This is a genomic window from Pseudomonas sp. NPDC087615 (assembly GCF_044743445.1).
Taxonomy (GTDB): Bacteria; Pseudomonadota; Gammaproteobacteria; order Pseudomonadales; family Pseudomonadaceae; genus Aquipseudomonas; species Aquipseudomonas baetica_A.
The window spans coordinates 1-15,719 of the sequence record NZ_JBIUWM010000085.1 but is presented as its reverse complement, the minus strand read 5'-3'; the positions used below and the strand labels follow the sequence as shown (position 1 = coordinate 15,719).

The window sequence follows — 15,719 nt, the reverse complement described above, 5'->3', positions numbered from 1 at the left end:
GGACTTTCACCTCCAAGTCGTTCGGCTCACCACCACAGTGAGCTGAACAGCGCCAGTCACGGCGCTACGCGCCATGCCTGGCGCACCACAAAAAAACAACCCGGCACAAGGCCGGGTTGTTTTTACGCACAAACCATCAATGCAAAATCTGACTCAAGAACAACTTCGTCCGCTCATTCTGCGGATTATCGAAGAAGTCATTCGGCGCAGCCTGCTCTACGATCTCGCCCTTGTCCATGAAGATCACGCGATTGGCCACGGTGCGGGCGAAGCCCATTTCATGGGTCACGCAAAGCATGGTCATGCCGTCTTCAGCGAGCCCGATCATGGTGTCCAGAACCTCTTTCACCATCTCCGGATCGAGCGCCGAGGTCGGTTCGTCGAACAGCATGATTTTCGGCTTCATGCACAGCGCCCGGGCAATGGCCACACGCTGTTGCTGACCGCCGGACAGTTGCCCCGGAAATTTATGCGCCTGCTCCGGAATGCGTACGCGCTCCAGATAATGCATGGCGATTTCTTCGGCCTTGCGCTTGGGCATCTTGCGTACCCACATCGGCGCCAAGGTGCAGTTCTGCAAAATGGTCAGGTGCGGGAACAGGTTGAAGTGCTGGAACACCATGCCCACTTCACGGCGGATCGCTTCGATCTGCTTGAGGTCGTTGGTCAGCTCCACGCCATCGACAACGATGCGGCCCTGCTGGTGTTCTTCCAGGCGATTGAGGCAACGAATGGTGGTCGACTTGCCGGAACCCGACGGGCCGCACAGGACGATACGCTCGCCCTGCTTGACGTTGAGGTTGATGTCCTTGAGCACGTGGAACTGGCCGTACCACTTGTTGACGCCCTGCATCTGAATGATGCCTTCAGGGCTCACAGGCTTTTTGCTTGCTTCAGTCATTACACAACTCCTAACGCTTGTGGCCAGTGTCGAGCTTGCGTTCCAGATGCATGGAATAGCGCGACATACCAAAACAGAAAATCCAGAACACCAGGGCGGCGAACACGTAGCCTTCGGTGGCCATGCCCAGCCATTTTGGATCTGCAGCGGCTTGCTTGACGCTGTTGAGCAGGTCAAAGAGGCCGATGATGATCACAAGGCTGGTGTCCTTGAACAGCGCGATGAAGGTGTTGACGATGCCGGGAATCACCATTTTCAGGGCTTGGGGCAGGATCACCAGGCCCATCGCACGCCAATAACCGAGTCCCATCGCCGAAGCCGCTTCGTACTGACCTTTGGGGATCGCTTGCAGACCGCCGCGCACCACTTCAGCGACGTAGGCCGACTGGAACAGGATCACGCCGATCAGCGCCCGCAGCAGCTTGTCGAAGTTCATGCCTTCGGGCAGGAACAGCGGCAGCATCACCGAAGACATGAACAGCACCGTGATCAACGGCACGCCGCGCCAGAACTCGATGAAGGTCACGCAGACCACACGAATCGCCGGCATGTTCGAACGACGACCCAGTGCCAGAATGATCCCCAGCGGCAACGCACCGGCAATACCGACGGTGGCGATCACCAACGTCAGCATCAGACCACCCCACTTAGGCGTCGGGACGTTGGTCAGGCCGAAGAGCCCGCCGTGCAGCAGAAAGTAGGCAATGATCGGGTACAACACCAGAAAGCTCAGCCCGTACACCGCTTTACGCGGAAAACGCGAGATGAACAGCGGTGCCGCGCCAATGACCGCTAGCCACACAGTCAGATCCACCCGCCAGCGCAAGGCCGTCGGGTAATAGCCATACATGAACTGGCCAAAGCGCTGCTGAATGAACACCCAGCAGGCGCCATCCTTGGTGCAATCGGCGCGAGTGGTGCCGACCCAGTTGGCATCGAGAATCGCCCAACTGAGAATCGGAGGAACCACCAGATAGATCAGATAGAACGCAAACAGGGTCAGCAGGGTGTTGAGCCAGCTGGAGAACATGTTCGCGCGCATCCATGCAATCACACCGATGCTACTGCTCGGTGGAGGCATGTCGGGTTTGAAAGTATGAGTACTCATGCGCTTTTCCTTACCGCTCGATCAGCGCAATGCGCTTGTTGTACCAGTTCATCAGCAGGGAAATGCTGATACTGATCGCCAGGTACACGCTCATGGTGATGGCAATGACTTCGATCGCCTGACCGGTCTGGTTGAGCACGGTGCCGGCGAACAGCGAAACCATTTCCGGATAACCGATACCGGCCGCCAGCGAAGAGTTCTTCGCCAGGTTCAGGTATTGGCTGGTCAGCGGTGGAATGATCACGCGCAAAGCCTGCGGGATAATCACCTTGCGCAGGGTTGGGCCGTTTCGCAAACCCAGAGAGTGCGCCGCTTCGGTTTGCCCGTGGCTGACAGAGGCGATACCCGAACGCACGATCTCGGCAATAAACGCCGCCGTGTAGACCGTCAGGGCCAGGGTCAAGGCCAACAGCTCAGGAATAAGCACCCAGCCATCGACAAAGTTGAAACCTTGCAGGTGGGGGAATTCCCAACGCAGCGGCGCGCCGAAGATCAGTGCGCACAACGCAGGAATCACGACAAACAGCGCCACCCCGGTCCAGAACTTGTGGAACGGCACACCGGTTGCTTCGAAGCGCTTGTTGGCCCAGCGGCACATCAGCACGACAGCAACGATGGCCACGACGACGCTGACCACAAACGGCCAGAACCCGTCCGCCGCCAACGCCGCCGGCATATTCAAGCCGCGACTGCTGACAAAGAAGGTGTCACCGAAGTTATGACTGTTGCGCGGCCCTGGCATGGTCAGGAACACCGCGAAGTACCAGAACAGGATTTGCAGCAGAGGCGGGATGTTACGGAAAACCTCAACATAAACCGTCGCCAGTTTGTTGATGATCCAGTTCTTGGACAGCCGCGACACACCGACGATGAAGCCGAGGATCGTCGCCAGGATCACGCCGATGATGGTCACCAGCAAGGTGTTGAGCAGGCCGATGACAAAGACTCGGGCATAGCTGTCCGATTCTGTGTAGTCGATCAGGTGTTGTGCGATGCCGAACCCGGCACTGCGCTCCAGAAAGCTGAAACCGGAAGTAATGCCCCGGTGTTGAAGGTTGGTTTGCGTGTTATCGAACAGATACCAACCCATACTGACCACCGCGACAACCGTGATGATCTGAAACAGCCACGCACGCACACGTGGATCGCTGAGGCTGAACCTCTGCTTTGGTGCGCCGATTGAATTTTGCATGAAGTGCCCCGCAAAGAATGGAACAGAACATCACCCGGTGGTTGGCCCACCGGGTGATAGAACCATCAGCGCACTGGTGGTGCGTATTGAATGCCGCCGTTGGTCCACAGGGCGTTCAGGCCGCGGTCGATTTCCAGCGGAGTGCTCTTGCCGAGGTTTTTCTCGAAGATCTCGCCGTAGTTACCGACTTGCTTGACGATTTGCACAACCCAGTCTTTGGGCAGTTTCAAGTCTTTGCCGTATTCACCGTCAGCGCCCAGCAGACGAGCAACGTCCGGGTTCTTGGTGGATTTGGCTTCAGCTTCAACGTTTTTCGAAGTGATACCGGCTTCTTCGGCGTTGAGCATTGCATAGCCAACCCAACGAACGATGGCCAGCCATTCGTCGTCACCGTTACGCACGACCGGACCCAGAGGCTCTTTGGAAATGGTTTCCGGCAGAACCACGTAATCCTTCGGCGAGGCCAGCTTGGTGCGTTGTGCATACAGCTGCGATTTGTCGGAGGTCAGCACGTCGCAACGACCGGATTCCAGCGATTTGGCGCTTTCATCGGAGGTGTCGAAAGTGATCGGGGTGTACTTCAGGCCATTGCCACGGAAGTAATCGGAAACGTTCAGCTCGGTGGTGGTACCGGCTTGAATACAGATCGTCGCACCGTCCAGTTCCTTGGCACTTTTCACGCCCAGCTTCTTGTTAACCAGGAAGCCGACACCGTCGTAATAAGTGATGAAACCAGGAAACTTCAGACCCATGCCGGCGTCACGCGAGCTGGTCATGGTGGTGTTGCGCGACAGAACGTCGATCTCGCCGGATTGCAGCGCGGTGAAGCGCTCCTTGGCATTCAACTGACTGAACTTGACCTTGGTCGCATCGCCGAATACGGCAGCGGCCACAGCACGGCAGACGTCAGCGTCGATCCCGAGGATCTTGCCGGTAGAGTCCGGCACCGAGAAGCCCGGCAGACCGTCACTCACGCCACACTGCACGAAACCTTTCTTCTGCACGGCATCCAGAGTTGCACCCGCCTGAGCGAACCCGCTGACGCCGAGAACTGTTGCTGCAGTCACGATCGCCAGAGTGGATTTCAACATCTTCATTCAAACCTCCAGTTTTGCTCTTGTTGTGTCGGAGCTTGAGTCCTGTCGCACCCTTTTGAGGCGTTGTTGACCCGTGTTGGCTTTTTTTGGGGTCAACCGACGTATGACCTTCGCTATGAGTCTAGTAGGAGAAAATCCACATCATGGACAACTCACTTCTCACCAGTCGGCCGAACGGGCTGTAGCCCTTTCACGTTCGCTAAGCCCGAAGCGGCCATTGGCGAACATCCATCACCGGATTCTTTGCTATCCCGTCATCAGGCGTTCACTGATAGTGTTACCGCCAGACGCGAGATCGATTGCACGACTACCTCAAAGCAAAGCCCGTACCACACCGGCCGCTGAAGCGATTGAGCGACAGGTCAATAGCAAAACTTGTAGCCTTGCGACATCTTCTTAACGGATCAACCGGGCGCGCACGCAAATCACGCACTCAATGAGAGCGCCCGCACACAATTGGAGCAGCCATGACCGAGCCCTTGATTCTTCAGCCTGTTAAGCCCGCAGATGCCTGCGTGATCTGGCTGCACGGCCTCGGCGCCGATCGCTACGACTTTCTGCCCGTGGCTGAAGCGCTGCAGGAAAGCCTCTTGAGCACGCGCTTCGTGCTGCCTCAGGCGCCGACCCGGCCAGTCACCATTAATGGTGGATATGCCATGCCGAGCTGGTACGACATCAAAGCCATGAGCCCGGCGCGAGCGATCGACCGCGATGAACTGGAAGCGTCCGCCGAACGCATCATCGAACTGATAGAAAACGAGCGAGCCAGCGGAATAGACGCCTCGCGGATTTTTCTTGCCGGTTTTTCCCAGGGCGGCGCCGTGGTTTTACACACCGCGTTTTTGAAATGGCAGGGACCATTGGGCGGGGTGCTGGCGCTGTCGACGTATGCGCCAACGTTCAGCGATGCACTGGAGTTGTCCGCCAGCCAGCAGCGCATTCCAGCGCTTTGCCTGCACGGTCAATTCGACGGTGTGGTGCAGAACTCGATGGGCCGTAGCGCGTTTGAGTATTTAAAGCAGCATGGTGTCACCGTGACATGGCAGGAATACCCAATGGAGCACGAAGTGTTACCCGAAGAAATTCGCGACATCGGCGTTTGGTTGAGTGAACGCCTGCGCTGATTTTGCGCGCCAGCCCCGCCCTTTGATCATCCCACTACGCCGCGCCCGATTCTTGCATTACACTGGCCGGCGTACATTCCTTAACCAATTGATGAGATGACCGTGCTCAAAGCACTCAAGAAAATGTTCGGTAAAAGCGAGGCTGAGCAGCTCGCGCCAGTTCCCAGTGCGCCCTCGAGCGCCCCCGGTCATCGCGCCGATGCGCCTGCGGCCGACCGCCATGCTTTTGTAGCGGCAGCCAAGCAAGCGTCAAAACCTGCCCCGACCGTACCCGTTGCCGCAACGCCGGCAATGAGCGAAACGCCGAAACCGGCCAAACCGCGTCGCGAGCCCAAGCCCAAGGCACCGGTCATCCCGTGGAAACTCGAAGACTTCGCCGTCGAGCCACAGGAAGGCAAAACCCGCTTCCACGATTTCAAGCTGTCCCCGGAACTGATGCACGCCATCCAGGACCTGGGCTTCCCGTATTGCACGCCGATTCAGGCGCAAGTGCTGGGCTTCACCCTCGCAGGCAAAGACGCCATCGGTCGCGCCCAGACCGGCACCGGCAAGACGGCCGCGTTTTTGATCTCGATCATCACTCAGCTGTTGCAGACGCCGCCGCCGAAAGAGCGCTACATGGGCGAACCCCGCGCGCTGATCATCGCGCCGACCCGCGAGCTGGTGGTGCAGATCGCCAAGGACGCCGCCGACCTGACCAAATACACCGGTCTGAACGTGATGACGTTTGTGGGCGGCATGGATTTCGACAAGCAACTCAAACACCTCGAAGCGCGCCATTGCGACATTCTCGTCGCCACACCGGGCCGTCTGCTTGACTTCAACCAGCGCGGCGACGTGCATCTGGACATGGTCGAAGTGATGGTGCTGGACGAAGCCGACCGCATGCTCGACATGGGCTTCATCCCGCAAGTACGCCAGATCATTCGCCAGACGCCACCGAAAAGCGAACGCCAGACGCTGCTGTTCTCCGCGACCTTCACCGAAGACGTGATGAACCTGGCCAAGCAGTGGACCACCGACCCGTCGATCGTCGAGATCGAGTCGCAGAACGTCGCCAACGAAAACGTCGAACAGCACATCTATGCGGTGGCCGGCGCCGACAAGTACAAACTGCTCTTCAACCTGGTCAACGATAACGGCTGGGAACGCGTGATCGTGTTTGCCAACCGCAAGGACGAAGTGCGGCGCATTGAAGAACGTCTGGTGCGAGACGGCATCAATGCCGCGCAACTGTCCGGCGACGTACCGCAACACAAACGCATCAAGACCCTGGAAGGCTTTCGCGAAGGCAAGATTCGCGTGCTGGTGGCCACCGATGTTGCCGGTCGCGGTATCCACATCGACGGTATCAGCCATGTGATCAACTTCACCCTGCCGGAAGTTCCGGACGACTACGTGCACCGTATCGGCCGTACCGGTCGCGCTGGCGCCGATGGTGTGTCGATCAGCTTCGCCGGCGAGGACGATTCCTACCAGTTGCCGTCCATCGAAGAAAAGCTGGGCCGCAAGATCAGTTGTGAAACGCCGCCAACACATCTGTTGCGCGCCGTTGAGCGCAAGCGTCCACAGTAAGCGACGCTATAAAGAGAAGCGCAGCCGGTAACGGACTGCGCTTTTTTTACGCCTGATTTTTTTCAACAGGCGCTTGCTCGACAAAACTAAAAGTCCATAATGGACAAATTAGTTTAAATTTTGTCTCCGGAGCCTGATATGTCCAGTACGCCTTACGTGATCGACCAAGCCCAGGCTCAGGAACTGCTGGCCCGCATCGATGTACCGCAGATTCTGCGCAAGCTGTTCCGCGATCTCGCTGCTGGCCATGCGGTGCAACCGCCGCAGCAACAGGTGGAATTCCCGCAGGGCGCCGGAGACTTCATCAACTATCTGGGCGTGCTGGCCGAGGACGGCGTGTACGGTGTGAAGACTTCGCCTTACATTGTTCGCGAGCAAGGCCCGCTGGTTACCGCGTGGACGCTGCTGATGTCGATGAAAACCGGTCAACCGTTGCTGCTTTGCGATGCCGGCGAACTGACCACCGCACGCACGGCCGCGACCACCGCCGTCGCCGTCGATGCGCTCGCCCCGCTGGATGCGCAGCGTCTGGCGATTATCGGCAGCGGCAAGGTCGCCCAGGCGCATCTGCATTACGTCAAATCGTTGCGCGACTGGCAGAGCATCAGCCTTTACTCGCCGAGCCTGCGTGAAGATCCTGAAACACAGGCAGTGTTGAAGGCCCTTGCCCCAACCCTGAAGATCGCCGACAACGTTGAAGCTGCCATCGCCGATGCGGATGTGATCATGCTCTGCACCTCGTCCGCTGGCCCCGTGATCGACCCGGCAACCTTGAGCAAGCCGGCACTCATCACCTCGATCAGCACCAACGCCCCGCGCGCCCACGAAATACCGCCGCAGAGCCTCAACGGTATGCAGGTGTTCTGCGACTATCGGCTGACGACGCCGGGTTCGGCGGGTGAGATGTTGATTGCCGCTGAACAGCATGGCTGGGACAAAAGCTCGATCATCGGCGATCTGGCAGATCTGCTCAGTGAAAAAGTGCAGCGTCCCGGTTACGAACGTCACGTATTTTTCCGTTCAATCGGCCTGGGTCTGGAAGACATCGCCCTGGCCAATGCGGTTTACCACCAGCAGCACTGACACCTCGCTCCCCTGTGGGAGCAGGCTTGCTCGCGAAGAGGGAGTATCAAACACCGTTGGTGTCGTCTGACACACCGCTTTCGCGAGCAAGCCCGATCCCGCGGGGAAATCGTCGAACTTCCCGATATTGCGCCTTACTGGAGACATTCATGAGCCAGGCAGATTTCATCATCATCGGCGGCGGGATTGCCGGCGCCTCCACCGGTTTCTGGCTATCGCCGCACGCCAAAGTGATTGTGCTCGAACGTGAATCGCACCCGGCCTATCACTCCACCGGACGCTCCGCGGCACTGTTCACCGCCGCTTACGGCACGCCGCAAGTACGCGCACTGACGCAAGCCAGCCGCGCGTTTTTCGACCACCCGCCCGCCGGTTTCTGCGAGCATCCATTGCTCACGCCACGCGGCGAAATGACCGTTGATTTCACCGGTGACGCCGCCGAACTGAGCAACCAGTACCTCAGCGCAAAAGCGACAGTGCCGCAGATGCAACTGCTCAGCGCCGACGAAGCGTGTGCACGGCTGCCGATACTGCGCCGAGAAAAAGTCCACGGCGCGATCTACGATCCGAGCGCCAGCGACATCGATACTGACGCGCTGCATCAGGGCTATCTGCGCGGTATCCGCCGGAACAATGGCGAAGTGCTCACCGATTGCGAAGTGCTCAGTCTGAGCCGCGATGCCGACGGACTCTGGCAGGTGCAAACCAATGGTCAGACGTTCAGCGCGCCAGTGATCATCAACGCCGCCGGCGCCTGGGCCGACAAAATCGGCGCATTGGCCGGGGCAAAACCGCTGGGCCTGCAACCGAAGCGACGCGCCGCGTTCATCTTTGCCGGACCCGAAGGCGTCGACATTCATCACTGGCCCATGCTGGTCAGTCTCGACGAATCCTTCTACATGAAACCCGACGCCGGAATGTTTCTCGGGTCACCCGCCAACGCCGATCCGGTCGAAGCACACGACGTACAGCCGGAAGAACTGGACATCGCGATGGGCATCTACCAGATCGAAGAGGCGACCACCCTGACCATCCGCCGGCCGACTCGCACCTGGGCCGGTCTACGCAGTTTCGTCGCGGACGGCGACCTGCTCAGCGGTTTCGATCAACATGTACCGGGGCTGTTCTGGGTCGCGGGACAGGGCGGTTATGGCATTCAGACGTCGCCGGCGATGGGGCAGGCCAGTGCGGCGCTGGTGCGCGGTCAGCCATTGCCCGAGCAACTGCATCAATTCGGTCTGAATAGCGCCATGCTCTCCCCTGCCCGGCTGTCTGAGCATCGCCCCGGATGACGCGCTCCACCGATTGCGGCAAACTCGCAGCGCCTCCTGTTTACGGGGGCGCTGACGCTGACTGGAGCTCCACTGTCATGACCGCCACCGAACTCGACCCGACACTGGATAACTTCCGTGCCATCGCCGACGCCATCGCTACCCTGTTCTTCCCGCACGCCGAGGTGGTGCTGCACGACCTGCGCACGCAGAAAGTCGACTACATCGCCAACAACCTGTCGAAACGGGAAATCGGCGACGACTCATCACTGGAGGACATGCTCAGCGAGGAGGTCAGCGAGCGGAATATCGGCCCGTACGAAAAGTTAAATTGGGACGGTCAGAAGATTCGCAGCCTGAGCACCGTACTGCGTAACAGCGAAGGCCATCCGCTGGCGGTGCTGTGCATCAATCTGAATATTTCGCTGTTCGAGAACGCCAAGGCCGCGCTGGACCTTTTTCTGTCGCCGAGCAAACTGATCCCACAACCAGACTCACTGTTTCGCGATGACTGGCAGGAGCGCATCAACACCTTCCTGCATGCCTGGCTGCGCGAACGGCAACTGAGCCTGAATCTGCTGACCCGCGATCACAAACGCGAACTGGTGCTGGCGTTGCACGCCGAAGGCGCGTTCAAGGGCAAGAGCGCCTCGAACTATGTGGCCAATGTGCTGAACATGGGGCGGGCGACGGTGTACAAGCATTTGAAGGAATTAAAGGGCTAGAAATTTGCGGAGACACTAGCGGCCTTTTCGCAAGTTCAAGCTCGCTCCCACAGTGACCGAGCCGTACACCGGTTTCATGTACGACGCCATCATTGTGGGAGGGGGCTTGCTCCCGAAGGCGGATTATCAGTCGCCGTAGATATCGGACTTGAAATACTTCTCGGAAATCTTCTGGTACTCGCCACTTGCGCGAATCCCGTCGATGGCCGTATTCAACTGGCTGACCAACTCGCCGTTGCCCTTGCGCACTGCAATCCCCGCCCCCTCGCCCACATACTTCGGATCTTTCAGTTCCGGCCCGACAAACGCATAACCCTTGCCACGCGGCATCGACAGAAAGTCACTCAGCGGAATGGTGTCAGCAAAAATTGCGTCGAGGCGCCCGGCCGCCAGGTCCATGTAGATTTCTTCGTTGTTGCTGTAGCGCTTGACGTTGATGCCCTTGGGTTCAAACACCTCGGTCGCGTAACGGTCGGTGGTGGTTGCGCGCTGTACGCCGACGTTTTTGCCCTTGAGGCTTGCGTACTGGTCATCGACGGTGGCGCCGTCCTTCATCACCAGACGCGATGATGTGAAGTAGTACTTGTGGCTGAAATCCACCGATTTTTTGCGATCTTCGTTGATGGTCATGGAAGACAGCGCCATGTCGATTTTCTTCACCTTGAGGGAAGGAATCAGACCGTCGAACTCACCTTCAACCCACACGCACTTGGCCTTCATCTGCGCACACAGGGCGTTGCCGATGTCGTAGTCGAAACCAACGATTTCACCTTTGTCGGTTTTCGAGGCGAAGGGTGGGTAAGCGGCTTCGATGCCGATGCGCAGGGTTTTCTCGGCAGCGAATACGTTACTGCACGCCAGCAGGCTGAACGCCAGACCGGTGATGAGGGGGAGCTTCTTCATATTCGTTCTCTCGCGGGTTGTTGTTGGTTTGGCAAGACAGAAGAAAGAGTTGAAACAGGGGAATGCCTTTATTGTACTTATAATTCCATACTGGACTTTAATGTATACAGCGTCAATCGGGTGTGTGCAGATCGTAGCGGCCGGTGGTCGGGTGATTCAGGATGTTTATGCGGTAAGACTGAGGGCCCTTTCGCGAGCAAGCCCGCTCCCACAAAGGAACGCATTCCAATGTGGGAGCGGGCTTGCTCGCGAAGACTGACTTGAGGGTGACGCCGGTTTAAACCTTCCAGCGACCTGCGGCGGCATGATCACTGTCACGCCCCTCAACCCAGCGCGAGCCATCACTGGTGTTTTCTTTCTTCCAGAACGGCGCACGGGTTTTCAGGTAATCCATGACGAAAGCGCAGGCGTCGAACGCCGCCTGGCGGTGGGCGCTGGCAGCGCCGACGAACACAATCGGCTCACCCGGCTCCAGTGCGCCGATGCGATGCAGCACCTCCAGCTTCAACAACGGCCAGCGCTGTTCGGCTTCGACGGCAATTTTGCCAAGGGCCTTTTCGGTCATGCCGGGATAGTGTTCGAGGAACATGCCGGCGACATCGAGGCCATCATTGAAGTCGCGCACGTAGCCGACAAAACTCACCACCGCCCCCACGCCGACATTGGCCGCGTGCATCGCGTTGACTTCAGCACCCGGATCGAATGGCGTGGCCTGCACACGAATGGCCATGGCTCAGCCCCCGGTCACGGTGGGAAAAAAAGCTACTTCGTCGCCATCGACCACCGGTTCGTCGAGCTGGCAGAGGTCTTCGTTGCGCGCACACATCAGGTTCTGCTCGCCCAACACGTCGGCGCCGTGACGCTGGACCAACAACGCACGCACGTCATCGACCGTGGCGAAATCACCTTCGACCTGCAGCGAGTCCATACCCAGCGCTTCACGGTATCGGGCAAAAAACTTCACGGTCAGGTTCATGGCTGCTCCGCCTGGAAATGCCCGCTCTTGCCGCCGACTTTCTCCAGCAGGCGCACGCTTTCGATGGTCATGCAGCGATCCACCGCTTTGCACATGTCGTAGATGGTCAGGGCGGCGACGCTGGCAGCGGTCAGCGCTTCCATCTCGACACCAGTCTGGCCGGAGAGCTTGCAACGGGCAACGATGCGCACCGCGTCATCGCCTTCAGCGCTGAGCTCGACTTTGACGCCGGTCAGCATCAGCGGGTGGCAGAGGGGAATCAGATCGCTGGTTTTCTTCGCCGCCTGAATGCCGGCAATACGCGCCACGGCGAACACATCACCCTTGGGGTGACCGCCGCTGACGATCATTTGCAGGGTTTCGGGGAGCATGCGCACCAGCGCTTGGGCCGTTGCTTCACGGAACGTCACGGCTTTTTCGGTGACGTCGACCATGTTGGCGCGACCTTGGGAATCGAGATGAGTCAGCACGGGATTACTCCTGATCAGGAGCGGGGATTGTAAACCTGCGAGTCAAATTTCCGCACGCTTGATTACGGCTACGGCGCAAATCCCTTGTGGGAGCGAGCCTGCTCGCGAAAGCGGTGTGCCAGGCAACATTGATAGTGACTGATACAGCGCATTCGCGAGCAGGCTCGCTCCCACATTTGGTTTTGTGTTCAGGCGTAAAAAACCGGGCGGCTGTTGGGCCGCCCGGTTTTGTTTGCAGGGTTACAGGTGCGATTCGGCGTATTCGGCCAGGATCGAGCGAGGCACCCCTTGCAAGGTGATGTGCACACCGTTGGGGAAGTCTTTGAAGCGTTCGGTCAGGTACGTCAGCCCGGAGCTGGTCGCGGACAGGTAAGGGGTGTCGATCTGTGCCAGGTTGCCCAGGCACACCACTTTGGAACCGGCGCCGGCTCGGGTGATGATGGTTTTCATCTGGTGCGGCGTGAGGTTCTGGCATTCGTAGATCAGGATCAGGCTTTGCTGGAAGCTGCGACCGCGAATGTAGTTAAGCGATTTGAATTGCAACGGCACTTTGCTGAGGATGTAGTCGACGCTGCCGTGGGTGTTTTCGTCATCCATGTGCAAGGCTTCGAGGTTGTCGGTGATGGCGCCCAGCCAAGGCTCCATTTTTTCCGCTTCGGTGCCGGGCAGGAAGCCGATTTCCTGATCCAGCCCTTGCACGCTGCGGGTCGCGATAATGCGGCGATAGCGCTTGCTGACCATGGTCTGCTCGATCGCAGCCGCCAGCGCCAGAATGGTTTTACCCGAACCGGCAGCCCCGGACAGGTTGACCAGATGAATGTCCGGATCCAGCAACGCATACAGCGCCAGACTCTGATAGATATCCCGTGGCTTGAGCCCCCAAGCCTCTTGATGGAGCAGCGGTTCCTGATGCAGGTCGAGGATCAGCAATTTGTCTTCCTGGATTTCCTTGATCCAGCCGACAAAGCCCTGTTCGTCAATGATGAACTCGTTGATGTGGACCGCCGGCAGGTTGTCGATCAGTTGCACCTGATGCCAGGTGCGGCCGTGGTCCTGACGGGTGTCGACCTTGCTCACGCGGTCCCAGAAAGAGCCGGTCATGTTGTGATAGCCGTTGGGCAGCAGGGAGACGTCATCGACCAGTTGGTCGGTGCTGTAGTCTTCGGCCGCAATCCCGCAGGCGCGCGCCTTGAGGCGCATGTTGATGTCTTTGGTGACCAGCACTACAGGTTTCTTCGGATCGCGCGCGTGCAGGTCGATCAACTGGTTGATGATTTTGTTGTCGTTCAGGTGCTCGGGCAGAATCAGATGCGGCTCGGCGTGCTTGCTCATCAGAATTGACAGCAAGCCCTTTGGCCCGCCCTTGCCGCGCTGGATCGGCACACCCAGTTCAACGTCTTCGGGGGACGCATCGCCCAGGGTCTTGTCGATCAGCCGGATGGCCTGACGGCATTCGGCGGCCACGCTGTGATGCCCGCTCTTGAGCTTGTCGAGCTCTTCCAGCACGGTCATCGGGATGGCGACGTGATGTTCTTCGAAATTAAGCAGGGCATTTGGATCGTGAATCAATACGTTGGTATCGAGTACATAAAGGATTGGCTGGTTGGAAGAAGGGCTACGTCCGTGATCATCCATACTCGGTCACCTTTGTGGGAGCCATTCGACGCAATACCTGGGCGGTGCTGCGCCTCGAAGTGACTACCGAATTCACCTGCGAAGCTCTTGGTGAGGAGCAGATGAACTGCACACAAAATGGGTCTTGGAAGACGCCACCTGTGTTGCAGGTTTCGGCGGTCTGTCTTCGTAATACTCCAAAACCCATGACATAAAAAAGCACTTTGACGGTTTTTTTAAGTTTATTTTGCAAAGTGACGAAAAGCCCTTGGCGGACTCTGTCGACACCGTTAGAGTCGGAAGTCCGCCTGCATCGATTCCTCGAAAAAAATCACCCCAAGCCCAATATTTCCGGGCTTTTTCCATTTTTCAGCGAAACCCGTCCTGACAGTCTTCCCAACCAATGCCGCTTTGCGCGGTTTGCGTGATCAGCCACGGTAGCGAGGTCTTCACCGCATCCTGTTTCATGTTGAAATTGATCACCCCGTGCCGCCACAACAACATCAGGGTCAGCACTCGCTGCGCGCTTGGATTGCCCTTGAGCTTGCCCGCACCGTCCTGAGCATCGATGTCCCACAGCGCCACTTGCAGGCCCTGGCTATTGAAGAACCCTTGTGCATCGCTGCGACGCTGACCTTCCGGTGGACGGAACAGCGGCACGTAGTTTTCCGGCAATTTGTTCCTCACCAGATCGGCGCTGCGGCGCACCGAATCCTGCCAGTCCTGCCAGTAGCTATGGGAACGAAACTCCCAACCCTGCACGCCTACGCACTGTTGAGAGAACGCCGCTTGCAGGCTGCTCACCGGACGATCGGCCAGCCGCGCCTGAATATCCTTGCCGAGCATGAAGAAAGTACCGCTCAAGTTTGCCTTGCGCAGGTACTCGGTGAGCCAGTCGGTGTTGTCCGGTTGCACATTGGCAGCGCTGTCGAAGGTCAGCAGAAACAGTCGGTCGTGCATCTCGTCGCCATTGCGCTCGTAGTCGCCAAAACGATCGAATTCGTTGCTGGTCTGCGGTGACAGCGCAGCCTTTCGCATCAACTCGTTCAGATACTGCAAATGGAAGATCCGGCTCGGCTCTGCCCACTTGGTGTAAAAGCTGTCGTCACTGACCACAAACTTGGCGGCCTGCTCGCGCAACGTCGGCAAGTCCTCAACGAGGAAGCAGAACGAGGCATCCTGATCGCAGCTTTGCTGGGCGTAGTTATAGCTGCTCAGCAAGCGTTGCCAGAGACGCTGGCGCAGGCTGTTGATCGCGTCGATATTGACCGTACGCAGTCCCAGGCGCTGAGCCAGTGCAGCTTCGTCCATAGACTCGGTGCCGAGCAAGCCGCGAGCGAACATAAGGATTTCCGCACGCGAAGCAACGTCGAACAGGGTCGGGCTGCTCAATTGCTCAGGCCAGGTGCTGCGATCCAGCGTCGCCGCATCTCCCGGCGCCGCGACGGCACCGAAGCTCAATAGCCACGCGGTGAATAAAAGAACAATACGCAAAGGGGTGTCTCCATAACAAAACCCGCGCGGCACTATAGCTGATCCCACACAGTTCCCTCAGCAACACCGCTCCCCTTGTGGGAGCGGGCTTGTGTAGTGGTCAACTAATTCCGGACACCTCGATAGGTGATTTTGACGCCATCGCCCGTTCGTAAACGGTCGGTGGCAGATATCCCAGTTTCGAGT

15 protein-coding genes are annotated in these 15,719 nt (G+C 58.3%); 5 read left to right on the top strand and 10 right to left on the bottom strand.

All coding sequences use genetic code 11. The annotated features are described in order from the left end of the window. Window positions 1-136 precede the first annotated feature (136 nt). The 4 genes from ACIOU6_RS26275 to ACIOU6_RS26260 form a co-directional block, all read right to left on the bottom strand. Window positions 137-901 (bottom strand): amino acid ABC transporter ATP-binding protein, encoded by a 765-nt coding sequence (locus ACIOU6_RS26275; protein ID WP_221729932.1) that lies wholly within the window; start codon window positions 899-901, stop codon window positions 137-139. A gap of 10 nt (window positions 902-911) precedes the next feature. Continuing rightward, window positions 912-2,009, bottom strand: coding sequence for an amino acid ABC transporter permease (locus ACIOU6_RS26270; RefSeq protein ID WP_221729933.1), 1,098 nt, complete (start codon window positions 2,007-2,009; stop codon window positions 912-914). 10 nt (window positions 2,010-2,019) lie between these two features. Then, window positions 2,020-3,201: an amino acid ABC transporter permease gene (locus tag ACIOU6_RS26265; RefSeq protein WP_221729934.1), complete on the bottom strand. Its 1,182-nt coding sequence runs from the start codon at window positions 3,199-3,201 to the stop codon at window positions 2,020-2,022. Between the two features lie 65 nt (window positions 3,202-3,266). Further along, entirely contained in the window at window positions 3,267-4,298 is a 1,032-nt protein-coding gene (locus tag ACIOU6_RS26260; RefSeq protein ID WP_221729935.1) for an amino acid ABC transporter substrate-binding protein, read from the bottom strand. 467 nt (window positions 4,299-4,765) lie between these two features. Here ACIOU6_RS26260 and ACIOU6_RS26255 point away from each other — a divergent pair, with 467 nt between their 5' ends. The 5 genes from ACIOU6_RS26255 (at window position 4,766) to ACIOU6_RS26235 (ending at window position 10,076) form a co-directional block, all read left to right on the top strand. Continuing rightward, window positions 4,766-5,422: an alpha/beta hydrolase gene (locus ACIOU6_RS26255; RefSeq protein WP_221729936.1), complete on the top strand. Its 657-nt coding sequence runs from the start codon at window positions 4,766-4,768 to the stop codon at window positions 5,420-5,422. Between the two features lie 96 nt (window positions 5,423-5,518). Then, window positions 5,519-6,997, top strand: a complete 1,479-nt coding sequence (gene rhlB / locus ACIOU6_RS26250) for an ATP-dependent RNA helicase RhlB (protein ID WP_339432082.1) — start codon at window positions 5,519-5,521, stop codon at window positions 6,995-6,997. A 138-nt stretch (window positions 6,998-7,135) separates the two neighbouring features. Continuing rightward, window positions 7,136-8,080: an ornithine cyclodeaminase family protein gene (locus ACIOU6_RS26245; protein WP_401139494.1), complete on the top strand. Its 945-nt coding sequence runs from the start codon at window positions 7,136-7,138 to the stop codon at window positions 8,078-8,080. Window positions 8,081-8,229: 149 nt separating this feature from the next. Next, window positions 8,230-9,372 carry an FAD-binding oxidoreductase gene (locus ACIOU6_RS26240; protein WP_221729939.1) on the top strand — a complete coding sequence of 381 codons (1,143 nt, stop codon included), beginning with the start codon at window positions 8,230-8,232 and terminating at the stop codon, window positions 9,370-9,372. A 77-nt stretch (window positions 9,373-9,449) separates the two neighbouring features. Then, on the top strand, window positions 9,450-10,076 hold the full coding sequence (locus ACIOU6_RS26235) for a transcriptional regulator (RefSeq protein ID WP_401139491.1): 627 nt from the start codon (window positions 9,450-9,452) through the stop codon (window positions 10,074-10,076). Between the two features lie 126 nt (window positions 10,077-10,202). Here the strand turns inward: ACIOU6_RS26235 and ACIOU6_RS26230 are convergent, their stop codons facing one another. From ACIOU6_RS26230 to ACIOU6_RS26205, 6 genes are all read right to left on the bottom strand, one after another. After that, window positions 10,203-10,979, bottom strand: a complete 777-nt coding sequence (locus ACIOU6_RS26230) for an ABC transporter substrate-binding protein (RefSeq protein WP_221729941.1) — start codon at window positions 10,977-10,979, stop codon at window positions 10,203-10,205. 277 nt (window positions 10,980-11,256) lie between these two features. After that, entirely contained in the window at window positions 11,257-11,709 is a 453-nt protein-coding gene (moaE, locus tag ACIOU6_RS26225) for a molybdopterin synthase catalytic subunit MoaE (RefSeq protein WP_221729942.1), read from the bottom strand. 3 nt (window positions 11,710-11,712) lie between these two features. Continuing rightward, window positions 11,713-11,955 carry a MoaD/ThiS family protein gene (locus ACIOU6_RS26220; RefSeq protein WP_221729943.1) on the bottom strand — a complete coding sequence of 81 codons (243 nt, stop codon included), beginning with the start codon at window positions 11,953-11,955 and terminating at the stop codon, window positions 11,713-11,715. Then, window positions 11,952-12,425, bottom strand: a complete 474-nt coding sequence (moaC, locus tag ACIOU6_RS26215) for a cyclic pyranopterin monophosphate synthase MoaC (protein ID WP_401139487.1) — start codon at window positions 12,423-12,425, stop codon at window positions 11,952-11,954. The genes ACIOU6_RS26220 and moaC overlap by 4 nt, the downstream gene beginning before the upstream one ends. 240 nt (window positions 12,426-12,665) lie before the next feature. Beyond that, the gene (locus ACIOU6_RS26210; RefSeq protein WP_401139485.1) at window positions 12,666-14,060 is read right to left on the bottom strand and encodes a PhoH family protein; all 1,395 of its coding nucleotides are present in this window, start codon (window positions 14,058-14,060) and stop codon (window positions 12,666-12,668) included. A gap of 348 nt (window positions 14,061-14,408) precedes the next feature. Beyond that, the gene (locus ACIOU6_RS26205) at window positions 14,409-15,533 is read right to left on the bottom strand and encodes a polysaccharide deacetylase family protein (RefSeq protein ID WP_401139482.1); all 1,125 of its coding nucleotides are present in this window, start codon (window positions 15,531-15,533) and stop codon (window positions 14,409-14,411) included. Window positions 15,534-15,719: the final 186 nt, after the last annotated feature.

Excerpts from the sequence above, each read along its gene's own strand:
- ACIOU6_RS26275 (WP_221729932.1), bottom strand. The coding sequence starts at position 901 with ATGACTGAAGCAAGCAAAAAGCCTGTGAGCCCTGAAGGCATCATTCAG.
- ACIOU6_RS26270 (WP_221729933.1), bottom strand. The coding sequence starts at position 2,009 with ATGAGTACTCATACTTTCAAACCCGACATGCCTCCACCGAGCAGTAGC.
- ACIOU6_RS26265 (WP_221729934.1), bottom strand. The coding sequence starts at position 3,201 with ATGCAAAATTCAATCGGCGCACCAAAGCAGAGGTTCAGCCTCAGCGAT.
- ACIOU6_RS26260 (WP_221729935.1), bottom strand. The coding sequence starts at position 4,298 with ATGAAGATGTTGAAATCCACTCTGGCGATCGTGACTGCAGCAACAGTT.
- ACIOU6_RS26255 (WP_221729936.1), top strand. The coding sequence starts at position 4,766 with ATGACCGAGCCCTTGATTCTTCAGCCTGTTAAGCCCGCAGATGCCTGC.
- rhlB (WP_339432082.1), top strand. The coding sequence starts at position 5,519 with ATGACCGTGCTCAAAGCACTCAAGAAAATGTTCGGTAAAAGCGAGGCT.
- ACIOU6_RS26245 (WP_401139494.1), top strand. The coding sequence starts at position 7,136 with ATGTCCAGTACGCCTTACGTGATCGACCAAGCCCAGGCTCAGGAACTG.
- ACIOU6_RS26240 (WP_221729939.1), top strand. The coding sequence starts at position 8,230 with ATGAGCCAGGCAGATTTCATCATCATCGGCGGCGGGATTGCCGGCGCC.
- ACIOU6_RS26235 (WP_401139491.1), top strand. The coding sequence starts at position 9,450 with ATGACCGCCACCGAACTCGACCCGACACTGGATAACTTCCGTGCCATC.
- ACIOU6_RS26230 (WP_221729941.1), bottom strand. The coding sequence starts at position 10,979 with ATGAAGAAGCTCCCCCTCATCACCGGTCTGGCGTTCAGCCTGCTGGCG.
- moaE (WP_221729942.1), bottom strand. The coding sequence starts at position 11,709 with ATGGCCATTCGTGTGCAGGCCACGCCATTCGATCCGGGTGCTGAAGTC.
- ACIOU6_RS26220 (WP_221729943.1), bottom strand. The coding sequence starts at position 11,955 with ATGAACCTGACCGTGAAGTTTTTTGCCCGATACCGTGAAGCGCTGGGT.
- ACIOU6_RS26210 (WP_401139485.1), bottom strand. The coding sequence starts at position 14,060 with ATGGATGATCACGGACGTAGCCCTTCTTCCAACCAGCCAATCCTTTAT.